Genomic DNA, 13,814 nt, shown 5'->3' with positions numbered 1-13,814 from the left:
GCCGTGAGAGTATCCAAAGGTGGCAGCACCTAGTCAATAGTAATAACACAAATCATAATCATTTATTTTGAACTTTATTTCATGATTGCAATACACGTATGAGGTCGTGCACTAGCCGACTACCCGTCCTATATATGCAGCGCTTGTGTACCAGCGGCATCTGATCAACAAACAAAAAAAGCCCCGTGTTATCCAAAACACGGGGCTTTTGACAAAGGAGTGTGGCCTGGCTCAGTGTGCCTCGACAGCGGCACGCCCTTTGATGATAGAGCGGGCAAGCATCAGATACGCCACCGAGCCACAGGCAGCCATGGCCAGGATAATCGCTTCAAGCGTATGCGGCAGCAAGGCAGACAATGCGCTCAGAATCCCAGCGATGCCGAACTGGGCGGCACCCAGCAGCGCTGCGGCCGTCCCACTGCTGGTGGGAAAGAACTCCAAAAAGCAGGCCTGAATATTCGGCGAGATCGCCCCTATCGAACCGATGGTCAGCATCATGGCGGCCAGGAAGGCGTACAGCGGCCACTCCATGAAAGCCGCCATCACCAGCAATAGTATGCCCACTGCCTGACAGCCCGTTGCCAACTGCAGGATACGCAGTGACGGTAGCCTGGAAAGCAACACTCGATTGAGAATGTTGAAGATAAGCATCGCGACGATATTCGCCGCAAACAGCATTGAAAAGCTTGAAGGAGACTGGCCGAAATGCCCCTGATAGATAAATGACGCATAGGTGATGAACATCATCAGGGTAGAAAAAGAGGCGGCCTGCCAAACGATGAACGGCAGGGCCGACTTGGTCGACAGCACCAGTTTATAGCGCGCCAGCAGGCTCATTTGAGGGCTCTTCGCGCGAGACACCTTGCCCGTGCCGGTAAAAATCACCCGCACCAGCAACGGCACCAGCAGCACCGCGTATACCGCCAAGGCGAAAAAGATATAGTGCCAGGAACCCAGCGCCAGAATCGCGCTGCCTACGCTCGGAGCGATTCCAGGCGCCAGCACCATGATAAAGCCCATCATCGAGAACAGCTTCGCGGCGTCGCGGCCCGCCACTCGGTCGCGCACTAACGCCGGTACCGAAACCAGAGTCAAACCGGCGCCAATAGCCTGAATTGCCCGCCCGCCGAGCAGGGTGTTCAAGGAATCCGCCATACCAATGACAATGCTTGAGAGCGCAAAAATCGCCAGCCCGCTCATCAGCACCCGCTGACGGCCGAAGCGATCCGAAAGCGCACCGCCGATCAACTGACCCAACGCCAACGCAAACACATACACCGAAACACTCAACGATACCGCCTGCTGAGAAATCCCCAGCGATTCACCAATGACCGGAAAGGCCGGCAGGTACGTGTCCATGGAAAACGGGCCCAGCATCATGGTCATTGCCAGGCTCAGCACCACAATGAAGGGCGTTTTAGATTGGGTCATAGAAACTCGCGGATAAAGGGCGTAATGATGGACAACACCCACGATATGATACCGACTGATGCCATCAAGGCAATCGAATAGAAAATGAGGGGGTAGGCTGCGGGGCGGTAATCGACTAAACACCTAGCCAGTTTGTTATCGGTTTGCTCGACCATGCATTAAAAACTATTCTTAAAACCAAGCTTAAAACCATGCTGAAAGCACACCCCAACGAGAAATGAGGAGGCAAGGATGTCTACCCAACAGCCAGAGCGGCTTCATCTCGACAGCGATGCAGCGACCGGCTACCCCAACTCCCCTCTACCGGTGCTGATTTATCGCCAGGTTCTCGATATCAGCAATGCAGAGGAGCGGGCCGATGCCTTTGAAAGCATGTTCAAACGCCACGGCTGGCCCCCTGCGTGGCGCTATCACCTGTATGACTTTGACCACTTTCACTCCACCGCCCATGAAGCACTGGGCATCTTCCGCGGACAGGCACGGGCACGGCTAGGTGGCCCTAACGGCCAGGAGCTGATGCTTTACCCAGGCGATGTGCTGGTGCTGCCAGCGGGAGTTGGGCATGCCAGCCTGGAGGCGGACGATGACTTCTGCATGGTAGGCGCCTACCCACCCCTCCAAGAGCCGAAAATAGAGCGCGGCGACCCCGCACAGCTTGCGGCGGCACAAGAACGAGTGGCTGCCGTGGCCTTACCTGAGGATTCGCCGGTAGGTGGGTCACTAGCGGAACTGTGGCGGGAAGGCTCTTAGCAGGTGGAAGGCTACTGCCAAGCTCGTCGATTGATTGGCTTTTTGGCTAGCTGGGAACTATTGATGCATAACATAGCGCTAAACCTGAAGTTCTTTAACGGTATAATCAACCCTTTAGGAAACAGCCGAATATATTACTAACATGGCTTTATGGTTTGCGCTTATACTATTTTCCTTCACATAAAATCGCGGTTTCTTTCTCAACACAACAGACTATTTAAATAATTCAAAACCAGCGCTAAAGGGAGCTCATGGAACTCAGGCACTTAAGATATTATATTGTCGTCGCCGAGCAACTTCACTTCGGACGAGCGGCTAAATTACTTAACATATCGCAACCCCCCATAAGTAATCAGATAAAAAACCTTGAAGAAGAAATCGGTGTTCAGCTTCTTATTAGGAACAACAAGGAAGTCCGCATCACACCAGCGGGTCAGCATTTTCTCGAAGCAGCGAGAAAGTGCATTGCCACTCTGGATAAGGAAATAGCCTTTACGCAAAGAATAGCACAAGGCAAGGAGGGGTCTATTTCAATCGGATTTAGTGGCACTATGTCATTTCACTTGATTCCATCTGTCGTTAAAGACTTTAAAAGAAGTCATCCAGGTGTCGACATAAGTTTACAACAACTTACCACTCACAATCAGCTTATCGGCTTAATACATGGAACAATTGATATTGGATTTCTTGTCTCTCCTATCGCAGACAAACGAATAGACAATATCACGATACTAGAAGAGCGCTTCGTGGCCTGTCTTCCTAAAAGCCATTCACTAGCGACGACTAGCCAGGTGGTCGACGTCAGTGAACTCAGTGATGAAAACTGGGTAATGACACCACGCGAAGCTGGTCACGGATACTATGATGCGATAATGGCCCTATGTAAGAATCAGGGCTTCAAGCCCAATGTCATTCAAACAGCTCAAGAGCAGCAAACACTGGTGGCTCTCGTAGCCGCCGAAATGGGTGTCACGCTACTTCCCTACTCGGCTACCTACATAAAAAATGACCATGTGGTGTACAAGGCGATTAATTCAGATGTGAAAAAGATCAGCTCAATGGCGTGGAATTCCAATTTATTGACTGATACGGCACGTTTCTTTATTCAGTACATTGAAACGAAGATACATGAAGGCACGATCGAAAAACTGACCGTGCCTGAGTCTAATCTGCTTTCTTAAAAAGGGCCTAGGTTGATGGCTACCGCAGTACTTAGCGCCACAGCCCCAATGGCTATCCAGATTAACAGTAAAGGGATCACGAACTTAAGCCATTTGAGCCATGGAACCCCACCGATCGCAATACTGGCCATTAAAATCCCAGACGTGGGGGTAATAATGTTAGTAAAACCATCGCCAAAGTTATAAGCCAGCACGGCAACTTGCCGGGTCAAACCGATGGTGTCTGCTAGTGGCGCCATTACGGGTACAACAATGGCCGCCTGACCGCTGGCAGAGCTAATGATGATATTGAACGCCAGATTGAACCCGTACATGCCTAATGCAGCTAACACATTCGGTAATGGCTCAAGCACCACCGCAATCGAATTAACAATGGTGTCCAGGACGTAAGCATTTTCAAGTACGACCACAATTGCCCTGGCAAGGCCAACGATCAATGCAGCGTAGAGCATTCCTTGCGCGCCTTTGATGAACAGGTTCACGTACTGATTTGCGGGTACTCTTTCAATGGCGGCGGTACCCAGACTTATAACCAGAAACAGCGCAGCCATTTCATGCAGCCCCCAGCCAAGGTTAAACACCCCCACCACGTAGCCAACCATACAAGTCGAAAAGTATCCCAATATTACCTTGTGTTTACGTGTGAACTCGTCGGAGATGGAGTGAGAATTCTCAACCTCTGTTGGAAAAGGTATAGCACCTAGCACGGATTTACTTTGATCTTTCGATACTTTGGAAATGTAATGACAGAGATAGGCGATCGTCGACGCTAAAATGCAGAGATAGACAGCAAAACGGAACCATAGGCCGCTGAAAATAGGGAGCCCCGCGATCTCCTGACCAAACCCGGTGGTAATGGGATCCAAACCACCAATCGTGTAGCCTGCGTATGCTCCCAGGTAAATAATCGCCACGCCTGCTACCGCATCTAACTTAAAGGCTCTCGCGATAATGATCCCGATGGGAATAAATGCAATCACAGCCGTTTGCAACGCGCCAATAAACCCCGCGGCCGAAAAAGCGATAGAGACCACAACTATTAACGCATATTTTTTATCCTGTGTTTTCTTGATCAGTTTCATAATGCCACCCTGAATGGCACCTGTGTGATCAAGGATGGCGAACGAGCCGCCAATGGTCAGAACTAGAAAAATAATGCTGGCAGAATCGATCAGCCCAGACTGTATCGAAAGAAAAAAATCATAGGGCGTTGTGGGGCTTGCCGGCAACGATTCATAGCTACCTGGCACCACCATAGCAGTGCCACTTTCTGTTGTACGCTCAAAGCTGCCTGCAGGAATGAACCACGTCGCTATTGATGCAATAATTAGCATTGCGAACAGGATGACATAGGAGTCAGGTATATTTTTTTTCTTTTTAACAGCTGAGGTATACGGGTCTATTTTTTTCATTTTCCCTCCCTAAAACTTATAAGAGCAAGCAAAAAGCCTCACCCTACTGATAATTAACCGATGATCAGTGACTCGAAGTCTCTTGGAAAGTAAGTGATCATATCCATACCCGTTTCTGTTACCACAACAGTGTCGGAGTGCCGGAAAGCTCCCAGGCCATCGACATACAGTCCCGGCTCAACGGAAAAGACCATCCCAGGTTCAAGCAGAGTGTGATCCCCCAGGTCGAAAAACGGCGCCTCGTGATTTAAAAGTCCCATGTTATGGCCGGTATGATGTTTAACATATTGCGTCAAGCCGTGATCCTTAAAGTACCGCTGCACCTCTTCTTCTACTTTCGAAGCGGGAACACCCGGCTTGATAGTTCTAAAAGCAACTTCCTGCGCTTCGTACATATGATTGAAGAATGTTTCTTGCTCTTTTGTTGCTTCTTCAATAAACATGGTGCGTTCAAGTTCGCTCTTATAGCCCCAAACATCACAGGCCGCCTGCGAGACAACATTGAATCCTTTTTTGAACATAGCGTTCTGGTTTTGCGAGTGTGGGAAAGCCGAATGCGGGCCAATCTGACCACGATAAAATGCATGCGCGGGAGATCCGTAGGGCCGATATCCGGCCCCCAGGGTTTCAAACATCGCTTTGGTCGCTTCCTGGGTGGCACGGCTTTCCGCTTCCATTTCGCGACCGCCCGTATGGGTATACTTAGCCAGCAAACTATGCGCCAAATTTCCCCATCGTGCCGACTCTTTAATCAGCTCTATTTCCGCTGATGATTTAATATAGCGCTGCTCTTCAACGAGTCCCTTGATAGACACCTTGCTAGCAAACGTGATCAGAGAAGTAATTGACGGTCCCGCATAGCCCTTTGCTGATCCATATCCCTCAGCATCAAGACCAACACTTAAAGAATCAAAGCTTTTATCCTGAAGTACCTTTTTAAGATACTCCATCGGATGGGTAGTGCCGGGGTACTCAGGATAATCGTAAGTGGTGCTGATAACGGCGTATTCTTGTGCATGCTCTACCTCCATGCGTGGCACAAATAAGCTGAAAACGCCCTGCGCATCTGCAATAAGAGCAATTGGTCTTTCTGAGGGACGGAAATTAAATCCTGTAAGATAAAAAATATCAGTAACACTAAAAAGCAACGCTGCATCGCAGTGATTATTTTTAAGGTTGGTTAAAAACTTTTCTTGCCTGGATTTAATTTCTGAAACAGAAATTTCTAAAATCATATTACTAGCTCCTGAGTTAACCACTTCAGGAAGCTACCAGCGCCCTCATGTGAGGGTAAAATACTATATAAATGTCATTCGATATTTTATAAATATCATTGATTGTTGGCCAAGCCGCTCAATTTGAACAGCTTGGCTATTTATGGCCAATATATGGCAATGCTGACAGACGTATTCCTACACCTGTTTAGAACGGCCCGTAGTTAATCAACACCGCGATAACGACAAAGGCGATGCCCACTAGCGTCCAGAGGCATACCAACGGAAACGCGAAACGCACCCAGTTACTCCATGGTACGCCGCCCACAGCGAGCACAGACATCAGCACACCCGATGTCGGCGTAATAATATTGGTGATCCCGTCGCCAAGCTTGAAGGCAATCACCGCCGTTTGCCGAGTGATATCGAGCATATCCGCAAGCGGCGTCAAAATCGGCATTACCACCGCTGCCTGACCGCTCCCAGAAGGCACCAGAAAGTTGAAAAAGAGATTGAATACAAAGACAGCAAGCGCACCCAACATGGAGGGAAGCGTACTCAAGGGCACAAAAATTGAATTCACTACCGTATCAAGAATCATCCCCTCGGCCATTAGCACCGTAATGCCTTTGGCGATGCCAATAATAAAGGCACCATATAGCATACCTTTGGCACCCTTCATGAATATTTGCACAAACTCATTAGGCGAGAAGCGAGCGAGCGCAGCGCTTCCTATCCCATTGATCATAAAGATGGCTGAAAGCTCATTAACGCCCCACCCCAACCCTAAAGAGCCATAAATAAAAACCGCCAGGCAGGCAACAAAGAAGCTTAAAATGACCAGATGCCGGCGCGCAAACGTTAAGTTCTCATCATCGGATCCAATGGCTTCAGTGCTAAAGGGCTGATTCCCCATCAAACTACGGGCGGGATCATCGCTAATGCGTTTGATATACCGACACACATAAGCAATTGTCACTGCCAGCAGCACGAAAAATAGCGCCACCCTAAGCGGCGCGCCAGAAAATAGCGGTAGCCCTGCTATGGATTGAGCAATCCCCAGCGTAATAGGATCGAAAACAGCAGCCGCTGAGCCGGAGAAATAGCCCAGATAGACAATGGCTATTCCCGCAATCGCATCTAACTTAAGCGCTCGAGCCAACACGATACCCAGCGGAATAAAGGCAATGACGGCATTCGACCCAACGCCAATGGCAGATACCACGCCAAATACAAAAGACACCACAATCGCAAGCAGATATTTACGTCCCCGGGCTTTATCAACCAAGCTTTTGATACCGGCATTGATCGCGCCAGTGGACTCAACGACAGCAATCGCGCCGCCCATTACCAGCACTAAAGCAATGAGGTTTGCTGAGCTGATAAAACCATTCTGAATAGAAAGAAAAATATCGAAAAAATTAAGGGCGCTAGACTCCACCAGATGAAAGCTGCCGGGAATAACCGTAGGTCGCCCCTCTGTGGTTCGCTCAAACTGGCCCGAGGGAATAAAGAAACTTAATAGCCAAGCCACTAGTAATAACCCAAACAGAATCACAAAGGCATCGGGCATGGCCATTCTTTGCGTTGATCTAGTTTTCACGTTGAAATTTCCTGAATATTTATTCATATAGTTATTTATTAAACAGACTGATAAACGGCAGAATGGCTTATCAGACCTCCCGTATCAGCGCCGCCAGGATTGCCGCACGCGGTACAATGGAGGCTATTTCAATATGCTCATATTCCGCATGGGGGGCAGCGCCGGTTGCCCCCAGCCCATCCAGGGTGGGAATACCTTTGGCTGCAGCGAAATTGCCGTCGCTTCCTCCGCCTACCGAGGCCTCCGTAAGCTCAATGCCGAATTCACCAGCAGCATGCTGGGCAAGTTCAAACAAACGAGCCGTAGCATGTGTGCGTTCCATCGGCGGGCGCGTCATGTCACCGCTCACGGTTAGCGTTACGCTGGGATGAAATGGGGTACTTTGATAAATGGCATTGTAGAGTCGCTCGGCTTCTTCCAGCGTCGTTACCCGAACATCAATGCCTAACTCGGCTTTCTCAGGCACAACATTCAACGGGCCACCGCCACGTACCATCCCAACATTCACTGTGGTTCCCAGCCGGGCGTCGGCCAGGCTATGTAAGTACTGAACTTGGTGGGACAACTCCTCAATTGCACTCACCCCCTCTTCAGGGTTATTGCCCGCATGAGCCGCTTTACCTGTTATATGCATATAAAAGCGTCCCGAGCCTTTACGTGCCGTTTTCAAAGCGCTGCCATTCGCCGTGGCAGGTTCAACCACCAGCACCACATCGCTAGCCATCGACTCCGTCTCAATGCGTTGCCGCGAAGTAGGGCTACCTAGCTCCTCGTCACTGGTACATAGAAAACGAATACGGGCATTGGGAAGCGCATCAAGCTCAACGAGTGCTTTGACAGCCCAAATGGCTTGAACAATACCGGCTTTCATATCCAGAATGCCGGGACCGTAAAACTTGTCCTTCTCACAGCGGATAGCGAGCCGACCGATATCCCAAACAGTATCGAAATGCCCCAAAATAAGAATTTGACGATCTCCCTCTCCTAGCGTGAAGCCAAGATGATCGCCCTTTTCAGTTTGTGGGAACGTTTCCGCCTGACATTGGAGCCGTTCTTGAAATAACTGGCGCAACAATTGACCACAGGCGTCTACCGCGGCTTTATCATGGGATGGCGATTCAGCACGTACCAACGCTTCAATATCATCGAGAATAGAACGCTGATGCTCTTGCAGATAAGCGTGAAGGGTATTCATATAGCCTCTCAAGTAAGAATGACAGCCTCTAAACAGCAGCAACCCAAAACAACGTTGTGCTATTAAGCGCACGGTCAGTATGTGAGGGGCGTAACAAGGAAAGAATAAGAAGCGCGCAGCCGAATCGTTGCGTTCAAAGCAACGGTTAAGAAGCAGGTGAAGGATAGAGAGAATGGTGCAACAACGCATAGACCAGGGTATTACCGAACATCGACTGGCTTACCTTTACGAGGTTGCCCTCCAAGGGGGGATTAGAGCGGCTGCCGAGTCAGTCGGCGTCAACCCTTCGGCCATCAGCCGTCAAATAGCACTGCTTGAGCGCCACCTGCAAATTCCCTTGCTCGAAAAACAGGGAAGGAACGTCGCGGTGACCCAGGCGGGAAAGCTACTGATTGAGCACCACCGAGAAATGCTCTATCGGCGGCGTCAGTTAGCCGAGACACTGCAGGATATGCGCCACTTGCGTCGAGGCAGTGTCAGCCTACGGGTCGGGCAGGGTATGATCAGTGAATTTGTGGAAGGGCCTCTCCAACAGTTCAGTGCAGATTACCCTGATGTGTTTGTCGATATTCACTCTGGCAACATGAGTGAAACAATCAACATGATGCTACGGGGCAAAGTGGACATGGCGATCAGCTTTGGTCCATTAGGCGATCCTCCGGTCATGGTTCGCAGTTTTAACCGCGGCCCCATATGCGCCATAGTGCCGCCACATCATACTTTGGCAGGCCTTGAAGCTATTACGCTTGAAATCCTGGCCTCCCAGCGATTGATCTTTATGGCTGAACAATTCGGCATCCAACAGTACATTAATGAGATGTTCAGCAGCCATCACCTAGCCCCCCTGCCCGCTTACCAGTGCAATCATTTTTCAACGGCTATTGCCCTCGCAATATCAGGTCTAGGTATTGCCTTCATGACGCGGCAATCTGCCCGTCCATTGGTGGATCGTGGTGATATTGTTGCGATCCCTGTCGAGCACCCTTTATCGCATACCGCTACCTGCCACCTCATCCGTAGCCAAGGAAGAAGATTCACTCCTGCCGCTGAACACCTGTGGAAAGTACTCGCAAGCTCAATGCAATCACAGTCTGCCGGGAAACGCTGAGCTTAAATCAGGTAGCGCTTTCACTCGTTAAATTTGGGAAGTTTTGCGCGTCCAGTAATGCCGCCATATGAGGCCGCCAAGGCAACCCACCACGCCTACCTTGACAGCTAACACCAGGGCTAGTACCGCATGGATGCACCAGTGCCCAACCAACATCACTCGTGCGCACCCACCTTTTCTGGGTGGCTACCCAGCATCAGAAAAACCACCACCGACAGCAAGGCGATGAGAGTCGCAGCAGCTGTTAGCAGGATCGAGTGCGTGGTGGAGAACGCCTCCTTTGCGGCCATGATGAGTGCATCCGCCTGATCTGCAGCCAGCCCTTGTGCCACAACGATGCTGTCGCTCATTGAGCGCGCTGCCTGTGCACCGAGGGCTGGCTCCAAGTGTGGGGGCAGTACAATAGTGCTGGTATAGACGCTCGCCATGAAAACCCCAAACAGGGTGATGCCGAGCCCGCTGCCCAATTCGTAGCCGGTGGCTTCCAAAGAGCCTGCTGCTCCTCCTTTACTGGCATCCACTGCCCCCATGATGGCAATCGAGGAAGCGGTCAGGCCAATGCTCAAGGTTAGCCCCAGTACGGCCAGGGCTGTTGGCACTGTCCAGTCAGGCGCGTGGAAGTCAGCCTGCGCCAAGTAGCCCAACGCGGCTGCCGCTAACGCCATCGACATACTGGCCACCAGCCGTAAGCCAAATCGGTTGGACAGGTAACCTGCAACGGGCCCACCGATGGCAGCCGCCGCCATGATCGGCACCATGAACAGACCGGCCTGCAGCGGTGTCTTGCCCAACACATATTGCAGCTCTTGCGCCAGCGTCAGCTCGACCCCTGCCAGTGCGCCGGAGGCCACTAGCGCCATCACCATACCTACGACAATGGCCGGATGGCGAAAGAGTGATAAGTCCAGCATCGGTACCGCCGAACGCAACTGGATACGTGTAAACCAGGCCAGCATCGCTAACCCCAAGAAGAGCACCAACCCTGCACGCCATAGTGGCTGCCCTGCTCCCATCCCGGACTTGATGCCGTAGACCACCGAGATAATGCCAACAAGCAAAATCAACGCCTGGCCGAAAGACCACTTGCCTGGTGTCGTTGCCTCGCGGCGCGGCAACAGACCATAGACGACCGCCACCACCACTAGCATGATCGGCACATTGATCAGGAATACCGAGCCCCACCAGTAATGCTCAAGCAAGGCACCACCAATCAATGGGCCCACAGCCGCACCTGCGGCCCCCACCGTTCCCCATAAGCCAAGCGCCATCGCACGCTCGCGCTCGTCTTCGAAGGTTTTGCGGATAACACCCAGAACGCAGGGCATGATCATCGATCCGCCCATGGCGAGCAGCACTCGAGCACCGATCAACATGGCGGGTGTCGTCGAGAATGCCGCCAGTAGTGACGCCACTCCGAACACCAAGAGCCCGGTCAGCAGCACACGGCGCGTACCAACTCGGTCAGCCAGCGTGCCCATCGGCACCAGCAGGCCCGCCATCAGCAGCGGATAAATATCGATGATCCACAGCACTTCGGTGCCAGTGGCACCTAGCGCTGGCGTCAGCACCGGTACCGCGACGTGCAGAATCGTCATATCGATGACAACAGGCAGGAACGCCAGCATGACGGCAAACAGAACCAGCCACCGTTGTGGGATAGCAGCAAGCATTAGCCACTTAACTCCTGAATAATGGATATAACTTCCCGTTATGAGGCTCGCCGGCCATTAACGCGCTCCTGAAGGCCCATCACGAAAACGAAGAACACCGGAACAAAGAGAATTACCAGAAGCGTTCCGCTAACCATGCCGCCGAAAACGCCCGTGCCTATCGCATGCTGGGTTTTGGCACTGGCGCCAAACGCAACCATCAACGGCACCACCCCTAAGCCGAAAGCGAGTGAGGTCATAAGAATCGGGCGCAGGCGCAGGCTAGCGGCTTCCACCGCGGCCTCCATCAGCCCTTTACCTTGCTCACGCAACTGTTTTGCGAACTCAACGATCAGGATCGCGTTTTTCGCCGACAGTCCGATCACGGTGACCATACCGACTTTGAAGAAAACATCATTAGGCAGGTCACGCAGCAACATAGCAGCCACCGCCCCCAGCAACCCCAGCGGCACAACCAGGATGACCGACAGCGGAATCGTCCAGCTCTCATATAGAGCGGCCAACACCAGAAACACCGCCAGGATAGATAGCGCCACCAGCATGGGTGCCTGAGCAGCGGACTGGCGCTCCTGAAGGGACTGCCCCGTCCAGGCCACTGCGAAACCGGGGGGAAGTTGCTGCGCCAGACGCTCCATTTCAGCCATGGCGTCACCCGTGGAGGCCCCCGCCGCCGCACTGCCGGAAATGCTGGTGGCGGGATAGCCCAGGTAGCGCACCATTTGTAGCGGAGTTTCGTCCCACACCGGAGTCACCACCTCTGACAGGGACACCATGCCGCCCCTGCTATTTCGCACGTGCAGCTTGAGCACGTCGTCAACCTGCATGCGTGCCGACGCATCCGCTTGCATAATCACCTGCTGCATCCGCCCCTCATTCGGGAAATCGTTGATGTAGGACGACCCCATCGCGGTAGATAGGATTTCGCTAATGTTGGCAAACGACACGCCGAGCGCTTCGGCTTTCTGGCGATCAATATCAAGACGAATGCTTGCACCTTCCGGTAGACCGTCGGAATAGACGTCGCTGACTACCTGGCTCTGCGCCGTCAGTTCAAGCAGCGTTGTCTCGGCATCCTTGAGGGCGGCCGGCCCCTGGTTGCGTCGATCCTGCAAGAACATCGTAAAGCCGGACTTGGTGCCCAATTCATCAATGGCAGGCGGCAACATACTCATCACCGTCCCTTCGTTCAATTGACTCATGGCTGCCTGAGCTACTTCCGCTTCACTCGACGCCGTGGCGCCGTCGCGCTTCCCCCAATCCTTTAGCGTGGTGAACGTCAGCGCTGTATTCGCGCCAGACCCAGAGAACCCGAAGCCCAAAATAGACATATTGCCGTCTACGGCAGGGCGCGCCATGACGTACTCCTCATACGCCTTGACGACATCCAAGGTACGCTCGGTGGTCGCATTGGCGGGCAACTGGATACTGGTCATAAAATAACCTTGATCTTCTTCCGGCAGAAAAGCCGAAGGCAACTGGCGAAAAGCGAACACCAGCACGCCTGCAATGACCACAAACACCAGCATGAACCGACCGCTGCGGGCGACGAGCCGCCCCACACGCGATTCGTAACGGGCGGTCATACGGTTAAGCGCCCGGTTGAACCAGCCGAAGAAACCGCCTTTGTCGTGGTGCCCCGGCTTAATGGGTTTGAGAAGGGTCGCGCATAGCGCAGGTGTTAGCGTTAACGCCAGAAACGCCGAGAACAGAATCGATACCACCATCGCCAGCGCGAATTGCTTGTAAATCACGCCCACCGAGCCACTCGAGAAGGCCATCGGGATAAACACCACCGTCAACACCAGGGTGATGCCCACCACCGCGCCAGTAATTTCCTTCATCGCCTTGATGGTGGCGTCCTTTGGCGACAATCCCTCTTTGGCCATGATGCGCTCAACGTTCTCGACCACCACGATAGCGTCATCGACGATGATGCCAATCGCCAACACCATGCCAAACATCGTCAACACGTTGATTGAGAAGCCTGCCAGCAGCATCACCGTGAAGGTTCCCAACAACGCAATCGGCGCGACCAGTGCGGGAATCAGCGTGTAACGGATGTTCTGTAGAAACAGCAGCATCACCAGGAAGACCAGTACCATCGCCTCGATGAGGGTATGGATGACCTTCTCGATAGAAACCTTAACGAACGGGGCCGTATTAAAGGGGATCGATGAGCTCATGCCCGCGGGTAGCGCCTGGTTTAACTCAGCCAAACGCGCCTGCACACTTTCCGACGTGCGGACAGCA

General features: G+C 52.3%; 10 protein-coding genes. 3 read left to right on the top strand and 7 right to left on the bottom strand.

What is annotated here, in order from left to right:
• Nucleotides 1–231: 231 nt before the first annotated feature.
• Nucleotides 232–1,431, bottom strand: a complete 1,200-nt coding sequence (locus JI62_RS13920) for a multidrug effflux MFS transporter (protein WP_088700725.1) — start codon at nt 1,429–1,431, stop codon at nt 232–234.
• Nucleotides 1,432–1,662: 231 nt separating this feature from the next.
• Between JI62_RS13920 and JI62_RS13915 the strand changes: the two genes are divergently transcribed.
• Nucleotides 1,663–2,181 (top strand): cupin domain-containing protein, encoded by a 519-nt coding sequence (locus JI62_RS13915; RefSeq protein ID WP_088700724.1) that lies wholly within the window; start codon nt 1,663–1,665, stop codon nt 2,179–2,181.
• 251 nt (nt 2,182–2,432) lie between these two features.
• Entirely contained in the window at nt 2,433–3,362 is a 930-nt protein-coding gene (locus tag JI62_RS13910; protein WP_088700723.1) for a LysR family transcriptional regulator, read from the top strand.
• Here the strand turns inward: JI62_RS13910 and JI62_RS13905 are convergent.
• The 4 genes from JI62_RS13905 to JI62_RS13890 form a co-directional block, all read right to left on the bottom strand.
• Complete coding sequence (locus tag JI62_RS13905) at nt 3,359–4,774, bottom strand: YfcC family protein (RefSeq protein WP_088700722.1); 1,416 nt, start codon at nt 4,772–4,774, stop codon at nt 3,359–3,361. The genes JI62_RS13910 and JI62_RS13905 overlap by 4 nt on opposite strands.
• A gap of 53 nt (nt 4,775–4,827) precedes the next feature.
• Nucleotides 4,828–6,009, bottom strand: coding sequence for a M24 family metallopeptidase (locus tag JI62_RS13900; protein ID WP_088700721.1), 1,182 nt, complete (start codon nt 6,007–6,009; stop codon nt 4,828–4,830).
• A gap of 187 nt (nt 6,010–6,196) precedes the next feature.
• Entirely contained in the window at nt 6,197–7,591 is a 1,395-nt protein-coding gene (locus JI62_RS13895) for a YfcC family protein (protein WP_205737524.1), read from the bottom strand.
• A 70-nt stretch (nt 7,592–7,661) separates the two neighbouring features.
• On the bottom strand, nt 7,662–8,786 hold the full coding sequence (locus JI62_RS13890; protein WP_088700719.1) for a M20 family metallopeptidase: 1,125 nt from the start codon (nt 8,784–8,786) through the stop codon (nt 7,662–7,664).
• 172 nt (nt 8,787–8,958) lie between these two features.
• On the opposite strand from JI62_RS13890, the gene JI62_RS13885 reads away from it, so the two are divergent.
• Entirely contained in the window at nt 8,959–9,894 is a 936-nt protein-coding gene (locus tag JI62_RS13885; RefSeq protein ID WP_088700718.1) for a LysR family transcriptional regulator, read from the top strand.
• Between the two features lie 155 nt (nt 9,895–10,049).
• Here JI62_RS13885 and JI62_RS13880 read toward each other — a convergent pair whose 3' ends face one another.
• Together JI62_RS13880 and JI62_RS13875 are read right to left on the bottom strand one after the other, a co-directional pair.
• The gene (locus JI62_RS13880; protein WP_088700717.1) at nt 10,050–11,564 is read right to left on the bottom strand and encodes an MFS transporter; all 1,515 of its coding nucleotides are present in this window, start codon (nt 11,562–11,564) and stop codon (nt 10,050–10,052) included.
• Between the two features lie 38 nt (nt 11,565–11,602).
• On the bottom strand, nt 11,603–13,814 hold a 2,212-nt coding region (locus JI62_RS13875), incomplete at its 5' end, for an efflux RND transporter permease subunit (RefSeq protein ID WP_240513249.1).

The sequence above is a fragment of the Halomonas campaniensis genome, assembly GCF_002211105.1.
GTDB lineage: Bacteria > Pseudomonadota > Gammaproteobacteria > Pseudomonadales > Halomonadaceae > Vreelandella > Vreelandella campaniensis_A.
This window is presented reverse-complemented; position numbering and strand designations above follow the sequence as displayed.

Bases quoted from the DNA above. Each gene is read 5' to 3' on its own strand.
- JI62_RS13920 (WP_088700725.1), bottom strand. From the start codon at position 1,431: ATGACCCAATCTAAAACGCCCTTCATTGTGGTGCTGAGCCTGGCAATG.
- JI62_RS13900 (WP_088700721.1), bottom strand. From the start codon at position 6,009: ATGATTTTAGAAATTTCTGTTTCAGAAATTAAATCCAGGCAAGAAAAG.
- JI62_RS13880 (WP_088700717.1), bottom strand. From the start codon at position 11,564: ATGCTTGCTGCTATCCCACAACGGTGGCTGGTTCTGTTTGCCGTCATG.
- JI62_RS13885 (WP_088700718.1), top strand. From the start codon at position 8,959: ATGGTGCAACAACGCATAGACCAGGGTATTACCGAACATCGACTGGCT.
- JI62_RS13905 (WP_088700722.1), bottom strand. From the start codon at position 4,774: ATGAAAAAAATAGACCCGTATACCTCAGCTGTTAAAAAGAAAAAAAAT.
- JI62_RS13910 (WP_088700723.1), top strand. From the start codon at position 2,433: ATGGAACTCAGGCACTTAAGATATTATATTGTCGTCGCCGAGCAACTT.
- JI62_RS13890 (WP_088700719.1), bottom strand. From the start codon at position 8,786: ATGAATACCCTTCACGCTTATCTGCAAGAGCATCAGCGTTCTATTCTC.
- JI62_RS13915 (WP_088700724.1), top strand. From the start codon at position 1,663: ATGTCTACCCAACAGCCAGAGCGGCTTCATCTCGACAGCGATGCAGCG.